General features: G+C 30.3%; 24 protein-coding genes. 6 read left to right on the top strand and 18 right to left on the bottom strand.

The genetic code is table 11. The features are described 5' to 3' along the window. Positions 1-315 precede the first annotated feature (315 nt). Positions 316-1,014, top strand: a complete 699-nt coding sequence (locus CPJCM30710_RS06440; RefSeq protein ID WP_212903353.1) for an FTR1 family protein — start codon at positions 316-318, stop codon at positions 1,012-1,014. A 112-nt stretch (positions 1,015-1,126) separates the two neighbouring features. Here the strand turns inward: CPJCM30710_RS06440 and CPJCM30710_RS06435 are convergent, their stop codons facing one another. The 7 genes from CPJCM30710_RS06435 to hflX all read right to left on the bottom strand — a co-directional run bounded on the left by CPJCM30710_RS06435 (position 1,127) and on the right by hflX (position 7,805). After that, on the bottom strand, positions 1,127-1,867 hold the full coding sequence (locus CPJCM30710_RS06435; protein ID WP_212903352.1) for a YebC/PmpR family DNA-binding transcriptional regulator: 741 nt from the start codon (positions 1,865-1,867) through the stop codon (positions 1,127-1,129). Between the two features lie 81 nt (positions 1,868-1,948). Continuing rightward, the gene (locus tag CPJCM30710_RS06430; RefSeq protein WP_212903351.1) at positions 1,949-2,602 is read right to left on the bottom strand and encodes a YigZ family protein; all 654 of its coding nucleotides are present in this window, start codon (positions 2,600-2,602) and stop codon (positions 1,949-1,951) included. Further along, complete coding sequence (locus CPJCM30710_RS06425) at positions 2,599-4,020, bottom strand: aminotransferase-like domain-containing protein (protein WP_212903350.1); 1,422 nt, start codon at positions 4,018-4,020, stop codon at positions 2,599-2,601. The genes CPJCM30710_RS06430 and CPJCM30710_RS06425 overlap by 4 nt, the downstream gene beginning before the upstream one ends. 30 nt (positions 4,021-4,050) lie before the next feature. Continuing rightward, entirely contained in the window at positions 4,051-4,956 is a 906-nt protein-coding gene (locus tag CPJCM30710_RS06420; RefSeq protein WP_212903349.1) for a nucleotidyltransferase domain-containing protein, read from the bottom strand. 61 nt (positions 4,957-5,017) lie between these two features. Beyond that, positions 5,018-5,239, bottom strand: coding sequence for a hypothetical protein (locus CPJCM30710_RS06415; RefSeq protein WP_212903348.1), 222 nt, complete (start codon positions 5,237-5,239; stop codon positions 5,018-5,020). Positions 5,240-5,294: 55 nt separating this feature from the next. Beyond that, positions 5,295-5,909: a hypothetical protein gene (locus tag CPJCM30710_RS06410; protein ID WP_212903347.1), complete on the bottom strand. Its 615-nt coding sequence runs from the start codon at positions 5,907-5,909 to the stop codon at positions 5,295-5,297. A gap of 96 nt (positions 5,910-6,005) precedes the next feature. After that, entirely contained in the window at positions 6,006-7,805 is a 1,800-nt protein-coding gene (gene hflX / locus CPJCM30710_RS06405) for a GTPase HflX (RefSeq protein ID WP_212903346.1), read from the bottom strand. Between the two features lie 108 nt (positions 7,806-7,913). Here hflX and hpt point away from each other — a divergent pair, with 108 nt between their 5' ends. Further along, the gene (hpt, locus tag CPJCM30710_RS06400) at positions 7,914-8,441 is read left to right on the top strand and encodes a hypoxanthine phosphoribosyltransferase (protein WP_212903345.1); all 528 of its coding nucleotides are present in this window, start codon (positions 7,914-7,916) and stop codon (positions 8,439-8,441) included. Positions 8,442-8,525: 84 nt separating this feature from the next. On the opposite strand, the gene yunB is transcribed toward hpt, so the two are convergent. Further along, positions 8,526-9,176 carry a sporulation protein YunB gene (gene yunB, locus CPJCM30710_RS06395; RefSeq protein ID WP_212903344.1) on the bottom strand — a complete coding sequence of 217 codons (651 nt, stop codon included), beginning with the start codon at positions 9,174-9,176 and terminating at the stop codon, positions 8,526-8,528. A gap of 103 nt (positions 9,177-9,279) precedes the next feature. On the opposite strand from yunB, the gene CPJCM30710_RS06390 reads away from it, so the two are divergent. Next, on the top strand, positions 9,280-11,748 hold the full coding sequence (locus CPJCM30710_RS06390; protein ID WP_246503481.1) for a transglycosylase domain-containing protein: 2,469 nt from the start codon (positions 9,280-9,282) through the stop codon (positions 11,746-11,748). Positions 11,749-11,805: 57 nt separating this feature from the next. Here CPJCM30710_RS06390 and CPJCM30710_RS06385 read toward each other — a convergent pair whose 3' ends face one another. From CPJCM30710_RS06385 to CPJCM30710_RS06375, 3 genes are read right to left on the bottom strand one after another with little or no spacing between them, the layout of a single operon-like run. Then, complete coding sequence (locus tag CPJCM30710_RS06385; protein WP_212903343.1) at positions 11,806-12,201, bottom strand: hypothetical protein; 396 nt, start codon at positions 12,199-12,201, stop codon at positions 11,806-11,808. Positions 12,202-12,218: 17 nt separating this feature from the next. Further along, positions 12,219-13,157 carry a DMT family transporter gene (locus CPJCM30710_RS06380; RefSeq protein ID WP_212903342.1) on the bottom strand — a complete coding sequence of 313 codons (939 nt, stop codon included), beginning with the start codon at positions 13,155-13,157 and terminating at the stop codon, positions 12,219-12,221. Between the two features lie 32 nt (positions 13,158-13,189). Beyond that, positions 13,190-14,290: a GNAT family N-acetyltransferase gene (locus tag CPJCM30710_RS06375; RefSeq protein WP_212903341.1), complete on the bottom strand. Its 1,101-nt coding sequence runs from the start codon at positions 14,288-14,290 to the stop codon at positions 13,190-13,192. A 452-nt stretch (positions 14,291-14,742) separates the two neighbouring features. Between CPJCM30710_RS06375 and CPJCM30710_RS06370 the strand changes: the two genes are divergently transcribed. Then, positions 14,743-15,282: a helix-turn-helix domain-containing protein gene (locus CPJCM30710_RS06370; protein WP_212903340.1), complete on the top strand. Its 540-nt coding sequence runs from the start codon at positions 14,743-14,745 to the stop codon at positions 15,280-15,282. 37 nt (positions 15,283-15,319) lie between these two features. On the opposite strand, the gene ndk is transcribed toward CPJCM30710_RS06370, so the two are convergent. After that, a complete protein-coding gene (ndk, locus tag CPJCM30710_RS06365) occupies positions 15,320-15,742 on the bottom strand; it encodes a nucleoside-diphosphate kinase (RefSeq protein WP_212903339.1) in 423 nt (140 codons plus the stop codon). Between the two features lie 190 nt (positions 15,743-15,932). Here ndk and CPJCM30710_RS06360 point away from each other — a divergent pair, with 190 nt between their 5' ends. Then, positions 15,933-16,208: an acylphosphatase gene (locus CPJCM30710_RS06360; RefSeq protein WP_212903338.1), complete on the top strand. Its 276-nt coding sequence runs from the start codon at positions 15,933-15,935 to the stop codon at positions 16,206-16,208. 77 nt (positions 16,209-16,285) lie between these two features. Here the strand turns inward: CPJCM30710_RS06360 and speE are convergent, their stop codons facing one another. The 5 genes from speE to CPJCM30710_RS06335 form a co-directional block, all read right to left on the bottom strand. Then, positions 16,286-17,137, bottom strand: a complete 852-nt coding sequence (gene speE, locus CPJCM30710_RS06355; protein ID WP_212903337.1) for a polyamine aminopropyltransferase — start codon at positions 17,135-17,137, stop codon at positions 16,286-16,288. A gap of 17 nt (positions 17,138-17,154) precedes the next feature. Beyond that, the gene (gene speD, locus CPJCM30710_RS06350; RefSeq protein ID WP_407644976.1) at positions 17,155-17,574 is read right to left on the bottom strand and encodes an adenosylmethionine decarboxylase; all 420 of its coding nucleotides are present in this window, start codon (positions 17,572-17,574) and stop codon (positions 17,155-17,157) included. Positions 17,575-17,914: 340 nt separating this feature from the next. After that, positions 17,915-18,079 carry a small, acid-soluble spore protein, alpha/beta type gene (locus CPJCM30710_RS06345; RefSeq protein WP_212903336.1) on the bottom strand — a complete coding sequence of 55 codons (165 nt, stop codon included), beginning with the start codon at positions 18,077-18,079 and terminating at the stop codon, positions 17,915-17,917. A 553-nt stretch (positions 18,080-18,632) separates the two neighbouring features. Further along, a complete protein-coding gene (locus tag CPJCM30710_RS06340; RefSeq protein ID WP_212903335.1) occupies positions 18,633-19,040 on the bottom strand; it encodes a DUF3232 domain-containing protein in 408 nt (135 codons plus the stop codon). A gap of 271 nt (positions 19,041-19,311) precedes the next feature. Next, on the bottom strand, positions 19,312-19,878 hold the full coding sequence (locus CPJCM30710_RS06335) for a hypothetical protein (protein WP_212903334.1): 567 nt from the start codon (positions 19,876-19,878) through the stop codon (positions 19,312-19,314). Positions 19,879-20,200: 322 nt separating this feature from the next. Here CPJCM30710_RS06335 and dapF point away from each other — a divergent pair, with 322 nt between their 5' ends. Next, entirely contained in the window at positions 20,201-21,175 is a 975-nt protein-coding gene (gene dapF, locus CPJCM30710_RS06330) for a diaminopimelate epimerase (protein WP_212903333.1), read from the top strand. 115 nt (positions 21,176-21,290) lie between these two features. On the opposite strand, the gene adhE is transcribed toward dapF, so the two are convergent. Beyond that, positions 21,291-23,891: a bifunctional acetaldehyde-CoA/alcohol dehydrogenase gene (gene adhE, locus CPJCM30710_RS06325; RefSeq protein WP_212903332.1), complete on the bottom strand. Its 2,601-nt coding sequence runs from the start codon at positions 23,889-23,891 to the stop codon at positions 21,291-21,293. Positions 23,892-24,240: the final 349 nt, after the last annotated feature.

Below are 24,240 nucleotides of genomic sequence, written 5' to 3'. Positions count from 1 at the left end.
ATAAACTATAAATGTATTTATTATAATTCATAGTATCCCACTGAACATTAATTACAGAGGCATTTATAATAATCTATAAACTGTTAGAAATAAAAACTTTTCATACTGAAGTATATACCCATAATTATCTAAATAAACAATTCTTTTATGTAATCATACTATTTCTGTAACATAATAATTAATAAAAAGTATTATATACTAATAATATTTTTTAAAAACACTAAAATAAAATGTCCTTAAATGCTTGAAAGAACTTAAGTTTTAATATTTTACTTAAACTATGATTTATTTACCTATAAACAAAGGAGTGATAAAATGATTACTTCCCTAGTAATCACATTTAGAGAATTCTTAGAGATGCTTCTTACTGTTATACCGCTGCTAGTTTATCTAAAAAAAGTGGACAAGTCGCAATATCAAAAATATATTTATAGTGGATGTTTTACCGGTATTCTCGCTACTATCTTAGTAGTAATTTTAATTTTAACTCAAATAAGAACCTTAGAGCTTGTAGTACAAAATGTTTTCCAAGGATCACTAATGATCTTCCTTTCAGCTTTGATTCTCTATAATATTGTACTGATGAACAATGAAAAAAAATATTTTGACCTTAATGCTCCAGAAAAAATGAATATACGTACTACGGCTTTTAACCTTTTTTTACTAGCATTTATTACAGTTTTTAGGGAAAGTCTAGAAATTATACTTTTTAATCTACCATACTTTATGATCTCTGGATTTAGTATAATCTTAGGTACACTATTAGGAATATTAAGTGCCTCAGTTGTTATGTATATAGTATATAAAAGTTCTTTAAAACTCAGTGCAACTATGATTTTTAATATAATAACCTTGGTATTAATTTTCATTGGAGCATTCATGTTTGGTGAAGGTTTGTCAGAACTCATGCCGCATTTAGGAGAATCAATGGAAAAAACAGGAATGTTACTATATAGTATACCAACATTGCTTATTTTTATAAAAAAATCTTTAAAATCACTAATTAAAAAATAAGGAAAAGCAGACAGGTGGTGATTTTACTACCTGTCTGCTTTACTATGTTGCCATTTCACGAAATGAAATCTATCTAAAAACTAGTTGACTCAATGCCTGTTCATTTTTAGTATTATCCTTCCCATCCTTCTGGAAATTCTGCGTTATGGTAAACGTTCTGAACGTCATCATCATCTTCAAGTTGATCTAACATCTTTTGAAACTTAGTGGCTGTTTCTTCATCTATAGCAGTGTATGTATCTGGTATCATCTTAATTTCCGCTTCTAAAAATTCAATTCCTTGTGCTTCTAATTCTTCTCTTACTGAACCAAAATCCTCTGGCGTAGTTGTAACAACAAAAACTTCATCCTCTGAAGCAAAATCTTCTGCACCTGTATCTAAAGCCATCATCATTAGCTCGTCTTCATCCAAGGTATCGTTCTTTTCTATAACAATTTCACCCTTCTTTTGGAACATGAAGCTTACACAACCAGAAGCTCCCATGTTTCCTCCTTGTTTTGTAAAAGCGTGTCTTACGTTACCAGCTGTTCTATTCTTATTATCTGTTAAGGTTTCAACTATTACAGCAATTCCTGATGGTCCATATCCTTCATAAACTATGTCTTCATAGCTTACAGTATCTGCTTCTCCAGCAGCTTTCTTTATAGCTCTTTGTATGTTATCATTAGGCATATTTGCAGCCTTAGCCTTAGCAATAACATCCCTAAGCCTTGCGTTAGAATCAAGATTTGCGCCACCATTCTTAACAGCAACAGCAATTTCCTTACCGATCTTAGTGAAAATCTTTCCTCTTTTTGCATCTACTTTGCCTTTTTTAGCTTGTATATTATGCCATTTTGAATGCCCTGACATTATACTTCCTCCTAACTTAAATACATAATTACAATAAATTCCTAGATATTATATCACAGCATAAATAGTTATTCAACTTTACTAACCTTCAATATCTTTGAACAATCTAAAGCCTTCTTTAAAATAAATTCCTTTTTCATCTTCTACAATATTTACCTTACCATTGGTAACTTCAATAACTTGTGACTTTATGATTTCAGCTTGCTCTAGTTCACACAAAGTATAAATCTTTACTTGTTCAGTATATTCAGTATCCTCTATATGCCAATTATTCTGTCCAAAAAGATATTGAATTTTACCTAACAAATCATAATCAATGGTAATTGTAAGCCTTACACCCATAAGCTTTTCTACAATACCAGCAGCCTTTATACCTATTGATGCTCCCTTTGTATAAGCACGAACAAGTCCTCCTGCTCCTAGGAGTACTCCCCCAAAATATCTCGTTACAACTACTGCACAATCAGTAATGTCACTCTTCTTAATCACTTCTAGTATGGGAATACCAGCAGTCCCCTGGGGTTCTCCATCATCACTATATCTCTGAATACCCATATTTTGCCCTACTACATATGCATAACAATTATGTGTTGCATCTTTATGCTTATTTTTAATCTGTGCAACAAATTCTTTGGCTTCATCTTCAGTAGTGACTCTCTTAACATATCCAATAAAAAGAGATTTCTTCTCCTCAAATCTATCTTCTCCGTACTTTTTCACCGTAGAATACTTCATAACTTATTTTCCCTTTCCTTAAGTATTTCATAGATTGAATTTATCCCTTCTTCTATCTTATCACAATTGGTTTGTGAAAATCCAATTCTAAAATACCGTTCTCCTTCTTTTGAATTCTTAAAGAACATAATACCAGGTGTAATAAGTATATTTCTCTCTTTTAGGATATAAAAAAGTTGTAACGAGCTTACATCTAGTTTTTCATTAATCTTAAGAAAAAAATGTAATCCTCCTCCAGGATAAGAAAAACTTACAAATTCTTTTAACTTTTCTTCTAATAAACATTTCATATAATTATAACGTATTTTATATTCTTTATTTAAGAAATCTATATGTCCTATCCAGTAATCTTTATCAATATACATCTCGAGTGCTCTCTGCATTAAGGAAGATGTAGAGATATCTGTATTAACTTTTGAATTTTGAAAAGCTTCTCTAAATCTTTTTGGTGTTATTAAATATCCGATTCTTATTCCCGGAAGAAATATTTTAGAAAAACTCTTTATATATATAACCCTGTCATTTATATCAATGTTTTTAAAGGTCGTATATTTAATATTTTCATCATAAACAAGTTCCGATAGATAATCGTCTTCTATAATGTAAAAATCGTACTCTTTTGCTAATCTTAAAATTTCTTTCTTCTTTTCATAGCTATAACTTATTCCTGTTGGATTCTGAAAATAACTCATCAGATAGAAGCATTTTACTTTGTTTTTCTTAAGAATCTTCTCAAGCTCAATAAGATTTACTCCATCACTTTCCAAAGGTACCTCAAATATATTCGCTCTTCTCCATTTAAAAACAGATAAAGCTCCACCATAAGTAGGTTTTTCAATAATAACATTATCATTAACATTTATGAGTGCTTTTGATGCTATATCTATTCCTTGCTGGGCACCAGATACTATAAGAATATCTTCTATATCTGTTCTTCCTTCCCAAAACTTATTATTTATTGTTTTTCTTAATTTTTCATAACCAAGTACGTGTTGATATATTAGTGCTTCTGCGCCATCTCTATCTAATACATCATTTAAAACAGTTTTTAAGTCTCTAACTGGAAAAAAGTTAGATGAAGTTGTTTCTCCTGTAAAATCAATTACATTTTTAAGTTGTCCTGAGGTTAACTTCTTAAAAGTATCTGAATAGTCCTTCCTAAAACTTCTACCAACTTCCTTTTTTTTCGCGAAAGTTCCACTCCCCATTTTCTGTTGAGCATATCCTTCTTGATGAAGTTTTTTATATGCATTAATAACTGTAACTTTATTAACCATCAAAAATTCTGCCAGCTCTCTTATTGAAGGAAGTTTCTCTCCATCATTAACTTGATTCTCATCAATAAGTTCTTTAATATGAACAGCAAGTTGAAGATATTTACTTTGATTCTCATTAAAGTATAATCTATATTTTTCCATACTATTCCTTTCAATTAAAAATACCCTATTTTATAGGGTATTATAGCTATACACATTTTCTGCAACTAATATTTTGCCACAATTTAACTTAAACTCTCTAAAATCCTTCTTAATAATATTTCTGCGATGAAGCTCATTTAAGATTTCTTCCATTTGAATATCAAATTCTTGAAAAAAGGTATCATTTTTTAATTCCTCAGAACTTAAAGCACATTGCTTTTCTTTTAGGTATTTTAAAAGTACTATACAGCAATTTTTAATGTTTTTTTCTATATATTCTTCGATAAACTTAATAACTTTAGAAACTAATATCTCACAATCTCCATTTTTATGTATTAAATCATCTATTACCTCTTTAAAATTATTATTCAAGCTTGATGCTACTGTAGCAGCGTCTTTACTAACCATATATCCACTATGATTAACATATAATCTTGCAAACTCTTCTATACATCTAATTGCCAAGGAATATGCAGTATATATTCCATTGTTGGTAAAATACTTCTTGCAAACACTTATATTCTTTATCAAAGCTCCTAAATACACTAAATTCCATTTTTCTCTGTCAATATCCAGATAATATTTTAAACTATTAAACCTGTTTGTTATATCACTATCTTTAGAAAAAACCAATTTAGATGAAATAAATACTCTATTTACTAAACTACCATTTATATTATTTTCATAAAACCTTAAAAATTCATCTTTGCTCAAAAGTTTAATATGTACAGATATACCATTCTCTTCAGTATATATATTTTTTATTCCATTTATTTTGTCATTTACAATTACAAATAAATCAATATCGGATTCTTCCCACAAATCTCCAGTAACCATACTCCCTAATACCATTACTCCAAGAACATTTTCGTTGTCTTGAAGTTTTGAAATTATAGAATTAAATGCTTTTTGATATTTTATAATCAACTTTGCCATAATGATCCCCCTAAAAATTTCTCCATAAATTTTTTATATTATAATATGTCTTGTGGGGAAATTAAATATAAATATCTTTAATATTTATACTTTGTAAATTATTACATTTTATACATCTATAAACATGAATACAACAATTATCAATAAATTCAACCTCATCCTCAGTAGCATAGGGATCTCTAAACTCCTGCATTCTCCCTTCGTTAACCATCTCTGCTCCACACTTGTCACAATATTTAGTACTTTCAGCAATATTATTACATAAAGGACATAATTTTTCCATAAAACAATCCCTCCCTAAGGTTATTTTAATTTTATTATTAAACCTTTACGGAGGGTTATTCACAAGGATCGATATTATTTTTAAATCTATCTAATCGTATCTTTAAAATCTTCCATATATCTTCAAACTCATCAGTTACATCATAGGCTATTTTAAGAGCTCTTTTTATTTCTTTTTTGTCCGCAAAAGCATTGGCTTGATACAAATTTGCCGAAGTGGAAAAATTTATTACTGCGGTACTTAATTGCTGCACTGTATCAAGGAGAGGTCTTACCTTTCTATCAAAATAAATCCTCTCAATATCATCAACTTGAATAGATTCAATTGATGTCTTAACTAGGGCAGTTTTTGTAATTGCATTACTAATTTGATCCTCAACTGAAGGCACAACAGCTCCTTCAGTTACTTCTTTCACTTCAGTTGGAGGAATTTCAGGCTGTAGTACTCCAGCCACTCCTGTAATAGGAGCAGGAGCACCAGGTACACCACCCGGTACGTGGCCTGGAATTAGAATATGTTGCCTATCTTCATTTTCATCATTATTATTCTGCTCATTATGATTATGTAAATTTTCACTTTGGTTACTCCTAATATCATTCTCTTTATCTCTATGATGCTTATTATGTTTACGATGCTTTGTTGATTTTGTACCTTTACCATGACGCTTCATAGGCTCACACTCGCTTCACAAAATCCTACTTATTTATACTATGAGCACATTATATTTATTACACAAAAACTAGCAAGATTAAACTAAAATAAACTTTTAGAATTTTAAAGAATCAATTAGATAATTTTCACATTTATTATATACTTCATCATCCACATCTGCTTTAATAAAAGTTCCATTATCTCTATATTCTTCTTCCACAATCTTACCATTCCTATGAAGAAAAGCTACTACCTGCTGCTCTGAATATGGGATAAGAAAATCAGCTCTTTTTAAAGTATATGGAAGCTCTTCACTGATTAGTCCTAATAACCCCTCTAAGTTTATTCCTTGCTTAGCAGATATCTCAACTATTGGAAACTTCTCGTTATTAAGCTTTAGCTCGTTAAGTTGCTCTTCTGCTGCTTTATCAATCTTGTTTAAAACTAAGATTATAGGCTTTTCCCTTACACCTAATTCCCCTAATACATTTTCAACAGCATAGATTTGTTCTTGAGCATATGGAGAAGATGCATCAACAATATGACATAACAAATCTGAAAAAATAACTTCCTCTAGTGTTGATTTAAATGCCTCAACTAGCTCATGTGGAAGCTTTCTAACAAATCCAACAGTATCAGTTAAAGTAGCAAGTCTATTATCTAATAGATTTATTGCTCTCGTTGTTATATCAAGAGTAGCAAATAGCATATCTGCCTCAAACACTTTTTCTTTATTTTGATTATCCTTTAAAGCTGCAACATCGCATAATGTATTTCTTAGAGTGGATTTCCCGGCATTTGTATAACCAACTAAAGATATTTGAGGAATATTCTGTTTCTTCCTTTTTTCTCTTTGAGTTTCTCTATTTTTCTTAATCTTCTTTAACTCACTATTTAAATCATATATTCTTTCTTTAATATGTCTTCTGTCTGTTTCAAGTTTCTTTTCCCCTGGACCCCTAGTACCAATACCTCCACCAGTTCTTGAAAGTACTGTACCTAATCCCGCAAGCCTACTTGATCTATATTTTAGCTGAGCGAGTTCAACCTGTATTTTTGCTTCTCTTGTTTTTGCCCGCCTTGCAAATATCTCTAAAATCAATGTAGTTCTATCTATTACCTTGGTTCCTAGTGCCTCTTCTAAGTTTCTAACCTGAGACCCTGATAATTCATCATCAAAAATCACAAGATTAGCTCTATAGGTTTGCCTTAACATCGCAATCTCTTCAACCTTACCACTTCCAATATAGTAAGCAGCGTCAATTTTATTTCTATTTTGAAAAACCTTAAATAATACAGGGATATCGCAAGCTTCCGCTAATTCTTCAAGCTCATTCAAACTTTCTTCACTATCACAGCCAACTAGAATCGTTTTTTCTGTATCATCTTCTATTACATTATTATTTTTTATTACCTCTTCAATATGTGATATTCTATCAAGTATATTAATATTTAAAGCATCCTCAATTGATAAGTTTGTTAACTCCTCATCAATTAAGTTTTCATTTTCTACAAAACAAAATCCTAGGGTAGTATCAATAATTTTCCCATCTAGTATTCCTACTGCCATTATACAGTCTAGTTTAAGCTTTAAAAGCGCAGAAAGATCTAAAGCTGAAAGTCTAGAAATTCCATTAGGATGAGTATGAATAATTCTAATTCCTGAAAGCTTCCTTTCTTTTATATCTATTAGCGGCACTTCAACACTGGCACTGTCGCCTACAGCTACGCTGATAACGTTTCCTCTCCTATCAATACCAATGCTTACTTCTCTTTCAAGCTGTGAAGATATTTTAGAAATCATCTCAATTATTTCGTAAGTACATATTGAATACTTAGGTACTTTTACATCATAAATATTTTCAAGCTGATCTAAAATACTATTTTTTATTCCTTCAACATTTCCATATATCATAGACAACACCTCACTGTTAGTATAGGTTTACTTGACAACTTTCACTTAATTGTATATTATAAAAACAACTTTGTAAATATACATAGAACTTGTATTTGGAGGAACACCATGGAAGATAAAAAGCGCAATATTCTTTTAAACGAAGAGCAAATTCATGAAAGAATAACGGAGCTTGGTAAAGTAATATCAATAGATTACACTGAAAAAAAACTTTATGTACTTTCACTTTTAAGAGGTAGCTTTATTTTTACTGCTGACTTAGTAAGACAAATCACTGTACCAACTAAAATTGGATTCATGACTACATCAAGTTACGAACATTCTGAAGAAAGCTCTGGAATAGTTAAAGTTGTGAATGACATTCCTGATAATATAGAAGGTTTTGATGTATTAATTGTTGATGATATAGTTGATTCAGGAATAACAATGAATTTTGTTGCAAATCATGTGAAAAAATTAGGGGCAGCTTCAGTAAAGACCTGTGCATTGCTTGATAAGCCGTCAAGAAGGCAAGTTGATATAAAACCAGATTATTACTGTTTCGAAATAGAAGATGTTTTTGTAGTTGGTTACGGATTAAACTACGGTGATTACTTTAGAAATGTACCATATGTATTTAACTGGGAATCAAAATAAAACACCATAGTGGTGTTTTATTTTTTAATATTTCACGAAGCAACATACTAATAAAGCTGAGTAGACTCGATGTTCTGTTCAGTTTTATTTTTTCAAGCTATCTAAATCTAAATTTATCGATGTCCTAGGAATCTTTCCCACAATTACAGTTTCTGCAATTGGTATCTGATTTTTAACCTCAACTTCATTGTTTGCCAAAGGAATAATAACCTTTGCCTTCGCATAAACCTCGATATATATTTTATGCCTTGTTTGATTTATTCCTGCAGATTCAAACATTGAGGAATATTGTGTTTCAATTCGCCCTATAGGTTCCATTCTAACAGTTACCTTTGGTCCCCAATAAGACATTATATTACTTTTTGTAATATATCCTATGGGAAGTTTTATACCAACTGAACCTATTTCAGCTAATTCCCTTTGTGATTTCAAAGCCACTTCTGAAGCTATAGCACTCATTTTTACTGTATCAGCTTTAAGCATTGTAATATTTCCATCTGAATCTTTGTCTACTCTAATTATTTCATCATAATTAAATTCTTTTGAGTAAACTTCAAGAATATTTTTATTTATAATCTCACTAGATCTCGCTCTCACTTCAGCATCTGCCACAATCATAACTGTAGGTGTAATAACCTTATCAAAATAATATACTAAAAAGAGGAAAATTGACAATATTGCGATTATATAGCATAAAAGCGCAATTTTTCTCCTTTTGTGTTTATTTATCCTCATTTTTCCACCTCTTATAGATAGTGTATTCAAATTATTAATATGCTATAATATTGTATAATATTTTTATTTTCCTGCTTAAGTATATATTTTTTAGGAGGATAACATGGAAGATAATAACTCAAGCAACAAAAAACAAAAGATAGAAAAAACCCAAAAAGGCAAAAAGATTTTTAAAATCACAGCTTTTATATTTTTATTCTTAATACTTACAGTCTTTGTAGTTGGATCAGGTTATCTTTATGCATTAATAAAAAGCACTCCTCAACTAGATGTAAATGCTGTACTTTCACTTAATCAGCAATCACAAATATTTGATAATAAAGAGCAATTTATGGATAACGTTCAAACTGACGAGCAACGTTTTGTTATTCCTTTAAGTGAAATGCCACAACCACTTCAAGATGGCATAGTATCCATTGAAGATGAAAGATTCTTCTTTCACAAAGGTGTTGATGTTAGAAGAATTTTAGGAGTAGTATATATTGATGCTAAAAATAAGCTAACAGGGCAAGGGGGGCTCCAAGGTGCCTCTACTTTAACTCAACAGCTATTAAGAAATACTGTATTAACTAATGAGGTTACCTTTGAAAGAAAGATTAAAGAAATTTATCTAGCAATTAAACTTGAAGAATCTTTAGATAAAAAACAAATACTTGAGGCGTATTTAAATACTATTCCACTTGGTGGTCATGTTTATGGTGTTGAAGCAGCTTCTCTTCAGTACTTTGGTATTCATACAAAAGATTTAAACTTAATTCAAAGTGCATACCTTGCTGGAGTTACTCAATCTCCTACTTTATACAATGCACTAACTGAACAATCAAAAAAAAATCCTGAACCATATATAAACAGAACAAAAAGTGTTCTAACTAAGATGTTGCAAAATAATAAGATAACCCAAGCACAATATGATAAGGCTATTGCTGATATTAATGCTGGAAAACTTACACAATCATTTAAACCTGTGAAAAAAACTGAAAGGATGAACTATGAATGGTTCTCACGACCAGTGATTCAGCAGGTTATAAAAGATCTTATGAACAGGTATAAATATACTAGAGAAGAAGCAATTAAAATAGTTACAAATGGTGGTCTTAAAATATATACAACTATGGATAGGTCTCTTCAGGAATACACTCAAGCTGTTCTTGATAACCCAAGTAATTTTAATCTATCAAATAATAAAAACGAAATGATTGAAGATAAGGGATATAAGTATCCTGCTCTCCAAGCTTCAGCAACCATAATAGATTATAGAACTGGTGAAGTTAAAGCAATGGTTGGAGGTAGAGGAAATCAGCCTCCATCAAGCACAAATAGAGCTTATGCTACTAGGGGATTAAGATCAGTTGGTTCTGCCACAAAACCTCTTACGGTTTATGGCCCCGCAATCGACACTAAGAAAATGACTGCTGCAACAGTAATAAATGACTCCCCAGTGCCATTTGAAACAGGTAAAAAATATGGTTCAAGCTCTGCTCCATATAACCCAAAGAACCAAGATGGATCCTACAGGGGACCTGTTACACTTAGAGAAGCACTAAGATACTCATTAAATGTAGTTGCAGTTAAAATTGAAGATGAAATAGGCCTTAAAACTGGTCTTGCTTATGGTGAAAAATTTGGACTTAAATATAATAAAAACTCTAGACAAAGTATAGCCACACTTTCCTTAGGACAATTTAACAATCCTGGTAATGATGCTAATGGTGATGGTGGTAACACTTTCATTTTATCAGCAGCTTATGGAACCTTCGGTAACTCAGGAATCTATACTGAACCAATACTTTACACTAAGGTCCTTGATGCCACTGGTAAACCACTACTTGAAAGCAAACCTGAAACAAAGAAAATATTATCACCACAATCTGCATATGTAATGTATGATGTATTAAAAGAACCTGTTTTAAACTATACAGCTAAACCTGCTAAATTTGGAGATATACCTGTTGCAGGTAAGACAGGTACCACCTCAGATAATAAAGATCTATGGTTTGCCGGCTTAACACCATATCTTTCTGCATCAGTATGGGTTGGATATGATAACCCTAAGGAGTTGTATGGTCAAAGTGGATATACGGTTACTCCAATCTGGGGAAAAATCATGGCTAAAGCTCACGAAGGATTGGGATATAAGGAGATTGCTGAACCGGCTGGAGTAGTCAAGGTTGCAGTGTGTAACGATTCTGGTAAACTTGCTACAGATTTTTGTGGAGGTAGAATACACCAAGAATTGTTTATTGAAGGTACAGTACCGACTGCACTTTGCAACATTCATACAGCACCAAAAGAAAATAAAACTAATGAGGATAAAACTAATGAAGATACCACTACCCCTGATGACAATAAATCTACTCCTTTAGAAGCAAAGCCAGGTGATGCAAATAAAAACAAAACTAACAATAATAATAGTCCTGCTAAAGGTACTAATAATAACGGAAATACTACTAATAGTAAAAAATCAAATACCTCTACTACTACTAATAATAATACTACTAACTCCACTACTACTAACTCTACTAATACTACTACTCAAAGTACTAATGATAAAAAAGGTACAACTAAAAATTAACTAATATAGAAATCTCCTCTAACAATACGTAAGAGGAGATTTCTATATTTTAAAATATTATAATCTTCTTTCAAAAGCTAATGTTTTTACTACTTCAATACCTTCACAATCTATATCTATTCTATATATTTTAGGACACCCTACCTCTCTCCATTTTTTCATGTATTTAAAATTTGCTTCCGTTGTGCAATAATAATTTTTATCATATTCATCAGAAAACTCTATAAAAGAATTTATACTTCTTTTGTCAATTCTCACTAATTTCTTATCTAAATTATTCACTACGGGTAGCAAATATCTTATAGGTAACTGATAATTAAACTGACCTGTCTTTAACTTCTTTCCTTCTATAATTAATCTTTTAATTATTTGATTGTCAAACAACTCTTTTTTGATAGCTGCTTTTAATATAACGTTTTGTTTTTTATCCTTTTCAATTTTCAGTCTTATCATTTGTACCACCTCTCTTGCTAAGATGCTTTATTAAATGTCCCCTCGGAGTAATTAGTAAATATTATACCTAATGAAACAAAAATAAGAGCTATCAATATATTTAATGTAAGTCGTTCACCTGGTATAAATATAGAAGATAGTATAGATCCTGAAACAGGAATCATAAATCTATATAAACTTATCTCCCCTGGTTTTTGATATTTAAGTAGCATATACCACAACGAAAAAGCTATCGCACTTAAAAGTGCTGAATAAATTAAAAGTATGTACCCATTGATGTTAAATACTATAGATTTATCTGAAAGTCTAGGCACTCCCCATAAAAGCATTACTGATGAACCTAAAAACATTTGCCATGCAGTCATCAAAAAAGGATTTATTTTTCTTCCAAGATTCTTGGCTAAAAAAGTTGCTATAGTAGCAAATAAAGCAGATAAAATCATAAATCCCTCTCCACTAAAATTAAATTGCACCTCGAAACTTTGTCCCCAACTAACAATTATAACACCAAATAATCCTGTAACTAATCCTATAATCTTACTTAAGCTAATTTTATCATCCGCATAAAAAAAGTGAGCTAAAATTACCACCAAAAAATTTTCTAGGGTTCCTATTATAGTTCCTTTCATAGCTGAAGTATTAGCAAGTCCATTATAAAAGAAAAAATATGTTAATGTAGTCTGGAACCCTCCTAAAATTAACATCATATAAAAATCCTTGACTGATATCTTCAATCTAATTTTAAGTATTACTTTGACAAATATAAATAATAATATTGATGCAATAAAAAATCTCAATCCTGCTAAAGTAATTTTACCATCTAAATCATTAGGTTTCATATTCATTACCTTATAGCTTACTTTTAATACTGGAAATGCACTTCCCCAAAGTATTGAACAAAAAAATGCAGTAATAATTACATTTCTTCTTTTTTCAAAAAAGTTTTTTTCTTTCATATTTTGCCTCTTCCTTTGATTTTAAGTAAATCCTATTTCCTATTCTCCAAAAACTTCACAACCTGCAAAGCCTTTTCTTCTCCTAGAAGCCTTTTTATAACATTAAGAGACAAATCAATACTGTTAATCATATTCGCAGAAAGCATCACCCTTCCATTATCAACAATATTGTTTCTAATAAGTTTTGCCTTTGGATGAATTTCTTTTAATTCCTTTATATATCTTTCATGAATTACAGTATTTATATTATCTAATATACCACACCTGCCAAGAAGTAAAATACCTGAATCAATTCCTAAAATAATTTCACAACTTTCATAACTATTTTTTATAAATTTACATAGTTCTTGATTCGAAAAGAGCCAATTAATAGCCTTTCCACCTGGTATAATCAATATATTGATTTTTAATACTTCTTTAAAACTATAATCTATATTGACCCCTACTCCACTTGAAGTTTTTACTTTTCCCTTCTTCTCTCCTATTGTGCATAAATCAAACAGATGATCTCCAAACATATTATTTGTTATTGAAAAGGTCTCAAGAACTCCTGCAAAACTTAGTAAATCTACACCTTCATATAACAAAAATGCAACTTTTCGTTTTTCTCCATGCTCATGCTCATTATTTATAAATCTTTCTTTGGTTAACTTATATGTAATATAATTATTATGTCTTCTTACAATCTCAAATCCAAGATTTAAAAGTGGATTTTGCCTTTTTGTATTTGAAACTGTATCCATCATTATCATGCCACCAAATTCATAAAAGAAATACTCAAGCATAAGCCTAGTAGCTTCTGCACCATATCCCTTACTTCTATGTACACTACTAATTCTAAGATTAAATCGTGCTATTTTCGTTGCACTATCATATCCATGAAAACTTACCTCTCCTACTGGTAGGTTTTCTTTACTATAAACCAAGCAGTAAAAATTTTTGCCATCTGTCGGTGAAACCATTTTTTTATAAAACAATTCCCACTTTTCTTTTGAGAAATTAAATATTCCTCCTACATCCTTCATGGTTTCATAATCTGCCCAAAGTTCTCTTACATAATGTAACTCTTCAAATTCTGGCTGCTTTATATATACTAATTTTCCATCTCTTCTATATAAACCCTTATGACTCATATTAACACCTAATCTCTGAAATAATAAATAAAACTTCGTATATTTAATAAACCTATTATATATCATCTCATATAATTATTACAAAACTTTATTTAAGTTAAAGTTTTTACTATAATTTAACCAATTAGTAATACATTCTTAACAAAATTTCAAATTAATTCTTCATTTGTAAAGATTTAATCTTATATTTTTATTAAATTATTTTAAATTTAGTAAGTGTATTAAATTAGCATTACTAAACTTTAAGATAAATCACTGTAAACAATAATTCTATTAAACTTTGTAAAGTGGCATTAACAGAGGATTGTATAATATAATAACTATAATTAATTTTTTTTAATATATATTGATTTATTTATAAAAAATCTATATAATAAGCTTGTTTGTTTAGTAATTTTAAACTAAGAGTTTAGTAATAGATTTAAATTAAACTATTGTTAGAGGTGTATATTGTGCAAATAGGAGAAAAAATCAGACGACTAAGAATCGAAAAACAATTAACACAAGAAGAACTTGCCAATAGATGCGAGCTTTCAAAAGGTTTTATTTCTCAACTTGAAAATGATTTGACTTCACCATCTATAGCAACTCTTATAGATATTCTTGATATACTAGGAACTACTCTTACTGAATTCTTTAGTGATGATACAAACGAGAGAATTACTTTCACTAACGATGATATGTTTGAAACAGAAAATGACGATTTAAAGTTTAAACTTATGTGGTTAGTTCCAAATGCTCAAAAAAATGCCATGGAACCAATAATGATAACATTACAACCAGAAGGTAGATATATTGAAGAAGAACCGCATGAAGGTGAAGAATTTGGTTATGTACTTTCAGGCATAATTTATCTTCACCTAGGTGATAAAAAAGTTAAATTAAAAAAAGGAGAGAGCTTTTACTTTAAGCCTAAAGCAAATCACTTTATCTCTAATGCGGGTAAGACCGAAGCTAAAGTGATTTGGCTAAGTACTCCTCCATCATTTTAACTATTAAACAACAAAAAAAGCCCTTAATTTGGGGCTTTTATTTTTTTACTCCTTCAGGAAACCATATACTTATTTCTCTTTCAGCACTTATCTCACAATCTGATGCATGAACAGAATTTTTAGTTTTGTCTATACCATACTTCTTTCTAATAGTTCCGTATTCAGCCATTTCAGGATTAGTGTTTCCATTTATCTTCCTTACCTTTTCAATTGCATTCTCCCCTTGTAAGACTATTGCTACTAAAGGACTTCTTGTAATATATTCTAAAAGCTCATTAAAAAAAGGCTTGCTTATATGCTCTTCATAATGCTTTTTAGCTAAAATTTCATCTACTGTTATCATTCTAAGTGCAGTAATTTTTAGTTTTTCTCCTTCGTAAGCATCTATAATCTTACCTACCAAATTTCTCTCCACTGCATCTGGTTTAATCAGTACTAAACTTCTTTGAATATTTTCCATAAATACTCCTCCCGAAAACGTCTTCTTTGTTATAATTATACTTTGTTATCAGAAAATTGTAAATATTTTTATTAATCATAATTATTTGAATAAAATTAAATTTATTACATTGAAATAATCATATTAATATTGTTAAAGTATTACATTTTTGTTATAATTCAAATAACTATAATCTAAAGGAGATGCTTATATGGTAAGATATATACTACTTGTATCAGGAAGAGTTCAAGGTGTTGGTTTTAGATATTTTGTTCAATATGAAGCATCATTTTTGAACCTTACAGGATATGCTAAAAACCTGGATACAGGTGATGTAGAGATTTGTATACAAGGAAAAGAGGAGCTTGTAGAAACGCTTTTAATAAAAATAAAAAAAGGTAATAGATTTTCACGAATAGATGATTTTTACATTAGGAAAATTCCTATTGTAGAAAATGAGACAAAATTTCATATTCGCTATGAATAAAAAATACCTTATTCCATAATGATGTTAAAAAAATTTAAAGTCCCTGCTGTTATCCAGTAGAGACTTCACTTACTATATTATTCTTCACTATTCAACTGTTCTCTTACATAGTTTGGAAGACTAAAAGCTCCAACATGTAATTCTTTATTATAATACTTTGTTGCAAGACCTAATTCTTCCCATCTTACTCCGTTAAAATCTTTTACAGGATGAAGCTTTTTTGAGGCAAACCCAAAAAGCCAATGTCCTGAAGCATACGTAGGCATATGATATTGATAAGCTTCACAAATTGGGAATATATTCTTAAGCTTTGAAAAAGCTCTTTTCATCTCTCTTGAATTGTTTGAGTAATATGGGCTTTCTCCTTGGTTTACTAAAATACCCTTCTCTGTAAGAGCATTAAAGCAATTTCTATAAAATTCTGTGGTAAACAATCCTTCCCCTGGACCTATAGGATCTGTTGAATCTACTATTATTAGGTCATATTCATTAACCTTACCCTCAACGAATTTAATTCCATCCTCAAAGTAAAGATTAACCCTTGGATCACCTAATTTATTAGCAGTAAAAGGTAAGAATTCTCTTGATGCTTTTACCACAACCTCATCTATTTCAACCATGTCTATTTTTTCTATAGAAGCATATCTTGTAAGTTCTCTTACAGTACCTCCATCTCCTGCTCCAATTACTAATACTCTTTTTATCTCAGGATTAGTTGCAAGAGCTACATGCGTTATCATTTCATGATATATAAATTCATCTTTTTCAGTAACCATTGTCCATCCATCTATAACTAAAACCCTTCCAAATTCATAAGTATCAATAACATCTATTTGTTGGAAAGGACTCTTTTCAGAGTAAAGATGTGACTTCACTTTCATTGAAAAATTCACATTAGGTGTTTGATTTTCTGTGTACCATAATTCCATTTCTGTCACCCTCCATATTAGTCAACTGGCTTATGAGTTACTTTAATATCATTATATTGACCGTCAGCGAAATTTTTAATCTTATCTACCATCCCTCTTGACACTTCCGTTGATTCACTTCTTGTCGCCTTAAGTACATCTTCAAGATATTCAAACGCTATCCATGGATTTACGCTATCTCCACAAGTATATATATCTACAGAAGCGTATCCATATTCTGGCCAAGTATGGATTGTTAAGTGTGATTCTTGTATTATTACAGCACCACTAACTCCCCAGGGATTAAATTTATGAAAACAGCTTGTGACTATAGTAGCATTAGCTCTTCTTGCTGCTTCATTCATATATTCTTCCACCAATGCATGGTTCTTTAATATCTCTTTATCACAATTATAATATTCTATTAAAATATGTCTACCAAGTTGTTCAATTTTCATAAGAAATCCCTCCTTAAAATTACACAAAAAGCATTATTCATTACATAAATACTTAAAAATGAGAATAACTCTTTGCATAAAAAAACCCCTCAACATCAGGTTTTTTCTTGCTTTATATCAGTTTAGTTATATTAAACTAAGAGTTTATTTATATTAAATACATATAAAAATATATCATATTTTAACTTTTTGTCAATACCTTTTTTAAGTTAGACTTAAATAATGAGAATTTTAAATTAATAGACTGAATTCTTACATATAAATAAATTACTATAATTTATTTATATGTAAAATAAAGGAATTTGATATAAAAAAAGACTGCCCCTTGGCAGCCTAAGCATTAATTAGTATCTTCGTGTCTTGGTTTATTCTTACCTAATTTTCTTGATTCTTTTGAGTATCCTACTTCATCAGCAACTTCAATTTTCATTTTGTGTAATTCTTTGTTTGTTTTTTGATTAGACTTTTTATTTGCTTTACTGTTTTTATTATTTTTATGTGACATAAAAATCCCTCCTAAAGGATACTAACAATAATAGTATTATCCGTATTAGAAGAGATATTCAAGTGATACATTTACAGCCTTTTCAATTTTTTCTTAAACTAGTACAGATTAGAGTTGAACCCTTCCTTCACCTATAGAGATTGGAGATTCTTTTTTAAAGGAAGTTTGCTATTATTTTTGAATCTACTTCGTAGGAAGCTTTATTCCTTTTGGAGTGTCCAAGTAAGCCCACATACTGTAAGTGTTTCTACTTTCAGTTTACATTTATGCTATTTTTACCCTTATTGGATTTAAATATTCCTTGTTTATTAAGTCTATACTTTTATTTTGGCTTTTTTCATTATATTAAGTGAATTATAAATACACAACTTCATAACTGAATTTATAATTCAGGATATAGAAGTTCATAATTAAATTAAGAATTTTAGGCAAAGTATCAAATGCCGAGACCTCACCTAAAATTCATCAATGATTGAACTTATCCTTAGAAAAAGCATTGCATGTCGAGGCTATTTTCAAGAATTGTTTAGAGATTGAAGTTGTTTATCTTTAGTTATGAAATTATCTTTTCTTTATCACTTTTATTTATATTTTTATTCTCATTATAATAAAGCATTTCTTCCATTAAGGTTAGTGCAAACTTATTTATTTCTTTAATATCATCATAACTTTTTCCATAAATTAAAGGCAAATTATATCTTGCACAAATTTTATCTACAATTTTAATACTAGAAATAAATGTGTTATGAGTTGTTGTTTTATTTTCATCTAAACTCTCAGAAATCATTCTATAAGCTTCTAATGATTCACAATAATATTGTCCCATTAAATTATTGGCTGTACTCCTAATTACTTTTGCAGTATAGTCACAACAATAATTTATGATATCGTATACAAAATCTAACTCGTCTTTGTCACTTTTGACTTTATTTGCCAGTTTCTCTAAGTCTTCAATAATCATATAAATTCTCTCCTTGTTATATAATCATCTATATTTTACCATAAATTGGTGATTAAATATAGGGATATGAATCAACTCTTCAGTCTATATGTTAAAACCAAAAAAGAGAGAGTTATATTTTATATATAGATTTCACTCAGTTTCAAGCAAACCCTACTTGCTAAAATAATAGTAAATAAAATTGCATAGGCATAGACTATTAAATTCGAGTCAGATTTCACTTCGTGAAATGATAGGAAATAAAAATAAACTTGCGAAAAAAACCTCTCGCTTAGAGGTCTTTCCATAGTTCTTCACAAGTGGGGTAATCATCAGCAATCTTATCCATTAAACTATATACATCATCATCATCCCAGGTTGTATACTTTTCTAATTTATCTAATTGTATTACATTGTCAACTGTTTCTCCCTTTACTACTTTTATGTCTTTACATTGAGAAATATAAGAATCAATATGATCTTTTATTGTATTTTCAAGCTGTAGAGTTATAAATTTCTCGTTATTTTCATCTCTAAAATCTATGATAATTCGATCCTGTTGTATTAAAAGATTAAGAAATTCTCTGTGATTATCATATCCGTAGTTAAACCAAATATCATAGAAATTATTATATCCATCTCCAAACTTAAGAATAAGTAAATACAGATTTACCTTTTCATTTCCAACACAGGTACTTTTTACTCCTACATAATGATCACTCTTAATATTCATTAAATCTTCTCTATACTCTTTTATTATAACAATAGGAAAAAAATTATCTTTAATTCCGATTACTAAAGGTGTTATGCTTCCACAAGGTCTCTTAGATATTACGTCATTTACTGTATACTCGCCCATTTAACCACTTCCTTTGTAACTTCACTCCCTTATCTAATTATTATATGTCACTTTAGTATTGTTATACAATCAATTAATTAATAAATGTAAATTAAATGTTAAATTACTTACAATATTAAAGATAAACAACTTCAATTCTTAATTCAATGTAGACTTGTATATGCTAAATTATACTTTCAGTTATGAAGATATATATCTATAACATTTACTTTCCAAAGTTCTTAACTTTAACTTTAAGTCTAATCTTATACAATATAAACAATTGATACAACCTAAGCTGCTCTGTTATAATATTATAAAAGTAAACAAAGGAGAGTAAGTTATGAAGATAGATTTTATAAAATGCCATGGCTCTGGTAATGATTTTATTTTAATTGATGAAATTTCAAAAGATTACTGCTTTTCAGAAGAAAATAGAATAACCCTTGCTCAAAATCTCTGCAAAAGAGATGGTTTAATTGGAGCTGATGGAATACTATTCGTTCAAAAAAGCAATAGTTGTGATGGGAAAATGAGAATTTTCAATTCTGACGGCTCAGAACCTGAGATGTGTGGTAATGGTTTAAGATGTGTAGGAAGATATGTTATAGACCTTTTAAATAAAAAGGAAATTACTGTTGAGACTATGAAAGCTGAGTATACGGTAAAACTTGTTGAAGATGTATTTGAAGGAGTAAAAACTGTTGAAATAGAAATAAATACTGTTGACTTCAAAGTAAACTCCCTTCCTGTAGTACATCATAAGGATACATTAATCTTCGAGAAAATCCCTGCTTTATCTGAAGATTTATCTTTTACAGCAATTAGTATAACAAATCCTCATATCGTAGCATTTGTAAATGAATTTAATATGGATGAAATAGTTTGTATTGGAGAAAAAGCTAATTCTACTAAGGAAGTTTTCCCTAAGGGTGTTAATGCAAACTTTGTTAAGATCCTTAATGAAGATAGTATATATGTTAAAACCTTCGAAAGAGGAGTTGGAATCACTAAATCCTGCGGTACAGGAATGACCTCTTCCACTATAGCATACTGTTTAAAGAACACATCAATGTATGGAAAAGAAATAAAAGTGTATAACGATGGTGGAATGATTAAAATTGCAGTTTCTAAGGATACTAATGAAAATTATACTGTAAGATTTATTGGGAATGGATCCTATGTTTATAAAGCTGTTGTAAATTTGAATGAAAATCTCGATACTTTATCAATATCTAATAAATATGAAGTAACTGCTGAAGTAAAAAGCTATGATGAGTTCTTAAAATATACTCAAAGTGTTATTTCACAAAAATAATTGAGATATTCTTTAACTATTTTATCATATTTTTAATATAATAATTAATTAAAAAATCCCCAACCTTAAGTAACATGCTTAAGATTGGGGATTTACTTTTAATACTATTTAGTTATCAAACTTTTGTTTCAGTTCCTTCATATGCATTTATGTACATTTGCTTTATTTCACTCATAAGTGGATATCTTGGATTAGCACCTGTACATTGATCATCAAATGCCTGTTCAACCATTTCATCAAGGGTTGAATAGAATTTTTCCTTTGGAATTCCTAAGTCAGCAAGAGTCTTTGGTATTCCTACTTTAGTTTTTAAATCATCTATAGCTTTAGTTAATCGTTCAATCTTTTCTTCTTCATTGTTTCCGCCAAGTTTTAAGTAGTCCGCAATCATTGAATATCTCCATTTAACATTTGGATACTTATATTGAGGGAATGCTGTTTGTTTTTTTGGATTATCTACAGCATTAAATCTAATAACATGATTTATAAGTAGTGCATTTGCAATACCATGTGGAACATGATGCATAGCTCCAAGTTTATGTGCCATTGAGTGACATATTCCTAAGAAAGAGTTTGCAAATGCCATTCCTGCTATAGTGGCTGCATGAGCCATCTTTTCTCTTGCTTTAATATTAGTAGGTCCTTCATTATATGCAATTGGTAAATACTTAAATACTAATCTTATAGCCTCTAAGGCTAATCCATTCGTATATTCAGATGCAAGAACTGATACATATGCTTCAATAGCGTGAGTTAATGCATCTATACCTGAAGCAGAAGTTAATCCCTTAGGCATATTCATCATTAATTCTGCATCTACAATTGCTATATCAGGGGTTAATTCATAATCCGCTAATGGATACTTAACTCCTGTCTTTTCATCAGTTATAACTGCAAATGGTGTAACTTCTGAACCAGTTCCTGCTGATGTTGGTACAGAAACCATCATAGCCTTTGCACCTAATTCAGGGAATCTATATACTCTCTTTCTTATATCTAAAAATCTCATTGCTAAATCAGCAAAGCGTACATCTGGATACTCGTACATTACCCACATTATTTTTGCACAATCCATTGGAGAACCTCCACCCACAGCTATAATCACATCTGGCTTGAAACTTTGCATTTGATCAGCACCTTTTTTAGCTGTTGCAATGGTTGGATCAGGCTCTACATCTGTAAATACTTTGCAATCAATACCACCTTCTTCAAGTACTTTAGTAACAGTTTCGGTGTATCCAAGATCATAAAGTACTCTATCCGTTACAATAAAAGCTCTCTTCTTACCCATATCAATAAGTTCTTGAAGTGCTAAAGGTAAACAACCAAATTTGAAGTAAATCTTATCCGGAATTCTGAACCAAAGCATATTTTCTCTCCTTTCGGCTACATGCTTAATGTTTAATAGATGCTTAGGTCCTACATTTTCTGCTACTGAGTTACCACCCCAGGAACCACAACCTAGTGTCAATGAAGGAGCAAGTCTAAAATTGAAAATGTCTCCTATAGCACCTTGAGATGCTGGCATATTGATAATAGTTCTTGCAGTTTTCATAGCAAGACCAAATCTTTTTATTCTATCCTCGCATTTAATTTGATCTGTATACAGTACTGAAGTATGCCCCATACCTCCTAGTTCAATAAGCCTTTCAGCCTTAACTAAAGCCTCGTCAAAAGTTTTCACCTTATACATTGCTAAAATTGGTGAAAGCTTTTCATGAGAAAACGGCTCTTCTAATTCTACTGATTCTACTTCTCCAACTAAAACCTTAACAGACTCTGGAACTGTAAGCCCTGCCATTTCAGCTATCTTATAAGCTGGCTGGCCAACTATGTTAGCATTTAGGCCTCCTTTATCATTTAATATAATATTTCTTACCTTACCAACCTCATTTTCTTTAAGGATATAAGCACCTCTATCAGCCAATTCCTTTTTAACTGCATCATAAACTTGTTCTACAACTATAATAGATTGTTCAGAGGCACAAATAACACCATTATCAAAAGTTTTGGATAAAAGAATTGAGTTTACAGCCATCTTAACATGAGCTGTTTCATCAATTATGGCTGGAGTATTACCTGCACCAACCCCTATAGCTGGCTTTCCTGAAGAATAAGCAGCCTTAACCATTGCAGGCCCACCAGTTGCTAAAATTATATCAGACTCTCTCATTACTAGCTGTGAAAGTTCAACAGAAGGTTCATCTATCCAACCTATTATATTTTCAGGTGCACCTGCTTCTACCGCTGCATCTAATACTATTTTAGCAGCTGCAATAGTAGCATTCTTTGCCCTTGGATGTGGAGAAAATATTACGCCATTCCTTGTCTTTAATGATATAAGTGATTTAAAAATAGCTGTAGATGTTGGATTTGTTGTAGGAACTATCGCTGCTACAACTCCTATAGGTTCTGCTATTCTAGCAATTCCAAAAGATTCGTCCCACTCAATAATTCCACATGTCTTATCACTTTTATACTTATTATAAACATATTCAGCCGCAAAGTGGTTCTTAATAACCTTATCTTCAACTATACCCATTCCTGATTCTTCAGCAGCCATTTTAGCTAATGTAATTCTAGCGTTGTTAGCTGCCATGGATGCCTGCCTAAAAATTTCATCAACCTGCTCTTGTGAATAAGTTGCAAATTTTTTCTGTGCCTCTCTAATCTGAGCCATTTTCTGCATAAGTTCTTCTGCATTTGTAACCTTCATAGATTTTCCTCCTTTAGTTAATGTAGAATACTCTTTAGTAGTATTCCTATTTTTTATAAATAAATTAATATAAGATAAAATTTTCTTTATAAATCCTAAATACTTTATTTAGTTATCTTGTTTAGTTTTTAAATACTTTTGTGTACATTGGTCAAGATAGATTTAGAATTAAATTCCATGATATAATGTATAAATAAAGCTGAGTAGGCATCGAGCCTACTAAAGATATACAACTTCAATCCTTAAGCAATTAATGAAAACATCCTGGGCATGCAATGCTTTTTCATTAATTATAAATTTCAGTTATGAAGTTGTGTATCTATAGCTTTAACCAGATTTCACGTTGTTA

Origin of the sequence: Clostridium polyendosporum, from assembly GCF_018332455.1 — a bacterium.
GTDB classification, from domain to species: Bacteria; Bacillota; Clostridia; order Clostridiales; family Clostridiaceae; genus Clostridium_AY; species Clostridium_AY polyendosporum.
This window is presented reverse-complemented; position numbering and strand designations above follow the sequence as displayed.

Excerpts from the sequence above, each read along its gene's own strand:
- CPJCM30710_RS06440 (WP_212903353.1), top strand. The coding sequence starts at position 316 with ATGATTACTTCCCTAGTAATCACATTTAGAGAATTCTTAGAGATGCTT.
- CPJCM30710_RS06435 (WP_212903352.1), bottom strand. The coding sequence starts at position 1,867 with ATGTCAGGGCATTCAAAATGGCATAATATACAAGCTAAAAAAGGCAAA.
- CPJCM30710_RS06430 (WP_212903351.1), bottom strand. The coding sequence starts at position 2,602 with ATGAAGTATTCTACGGTGAAAAAGTACGGAGAAGATAGATTTGAGGAG.
- CPJCM30710_RS06425 (WP_212903350.1), bottom strand. The coding sequence starts at position 4,020 with ATGGAAAAATATAGATTATACTTTAATGAGAATCAAAGTAAATATCTT.
- CPJCM30710_RS06420 (WP_212903349.1), bottom strand. The coding sequence starts at position 4,956 with ATGGCAAAGTTGATTATAAAATATCAAAAAGCATTTAATTCTATAATT.
- CPJCM30710_RS06415 (WP_212903348.1), bottom strand. The coding sequence starts at position 5,239 with ATGGAAAAATTATGTCCTTTATGTAATAATATTGCTGAAAGTACTAAA.
- CPJCM30710_RS06410 (WP_212903347.1), bottom strand. The coding sequence starts at position 5,909 with ATGAAGCGTCATGGTAAAGGTACAAAATCAACAAAGCATCGTAAACAT.
- hflX (WP_212903346.1), bottom strand. The coding sequence starts at position 7,805 with ATGATATATGGAAATGTTGAAGGAATAAAAAATAGTATTTTAGATCAG.
- hpt (WP_212903345.1), top strand. The coding sequence starts at position 7,914 with ATGGAAGATAAAAAGCGCAATATTCTTTTAAACGAAGAGCAAATTCAT.
- yunB (WP_212903344.1), bottom strand. The coding sequence starts at position 9,176 with ATGAGGATAAATAAACACAAAAGGAGAAAAATTGCGCTTTTATGCTAT.
- CPJCM30710_RS06390 (WP_246503481.1), top strand. The coding sequence starts at position 9,280 with ATGGAAGATAATAACTCAAGCAACAAAAAACAAAAGATAGAAAAAACC.
- CPJCM30710_RS06385 (WP_212903343.1), bottom strand. The coding sequence starts at position 12,201 with ATGATAAGACTGAAAATTGAAAAGGATAAAAAACAAAACGTTATATTA.
- CPJCM30710_RS06380 (WP_212903342.1), bottom strand. The coding sequence starts at position 13,157 with ATGAAAGAAAAAAACTTTTTTGAAAAAAGAAGAAATGTAATTATTACT.
- CPJCM30710_RS06375 (WP_212903341.1), bottom strand. The coding sequence starts at position 14,290 with ATGAGTCATAAGGGTTTATATAGAAGAGATGGAAAATTAGTATATATA.
- ndk (WP_212903339.1), bottom strand. The coding sequence starts at position 15,742 with ATGGAAAATATTCAAAGAAGTTTAGTACTGATTAAACCAGATGCAGTG.
- CPJCM30710_RS06360 (WP_212903338.1), top strand. The coding sequence starts at position 15,933 with ATGGTAAGATATATACTACTTGTATCAGGAAGAGTTCAAGGTGTTGGT.
- speE (WP_212903337.1), bottom strand. The coding sequence starts at position 17,137 with ATGGAATTATGGTACACAGAAAATCAAACACCTAATGTGAATTTTTCA.
- speD (WP_407644976.1), bottom strand. The coding sequence starts at position 17,574 with ATGAAAATTGAACAACTTGGTAGACATATTTTAATAGAATATTATAAT.
- CPJCM30710_RS06345 (WP_212903336.1), bottom strand. The coding sequence starts at position 18,079 with ATGTCACATAAAAATAATAAAAACAGTAAAGCAAATAAAAAGTCTAAT.
- CPJCM30710_RS06340 (WP_212903335.1), bottom strand. The coding sequence starts at position 19,040 with ATGATTATTGAAGACTTAGAGAAACTGGCAAATAAAGTCAAAAGTGAC.
- CPJCM30710_RS06335 (WP_212903334.1), bottom strand. The coding sequence starts at position 19,878 with ATGGGCGAGTATACAGTAAATGACGTAATATCTAAGAGACCTTGTGGA.
- dapF (WP_212903333.1), top strand. The coding sequence starts at position 20,201 with ATGAAGATAGATTTTATAAAATGCCATGGCTCTGGTAATGATTTTATT.
- adhE (WP_212903332.1), bottom strand. The coding sequence starts at position 23,891 with ATGAAGGTTACAAATGCAGAAGAACTTATGCAGAAAATGGCTCAGATT.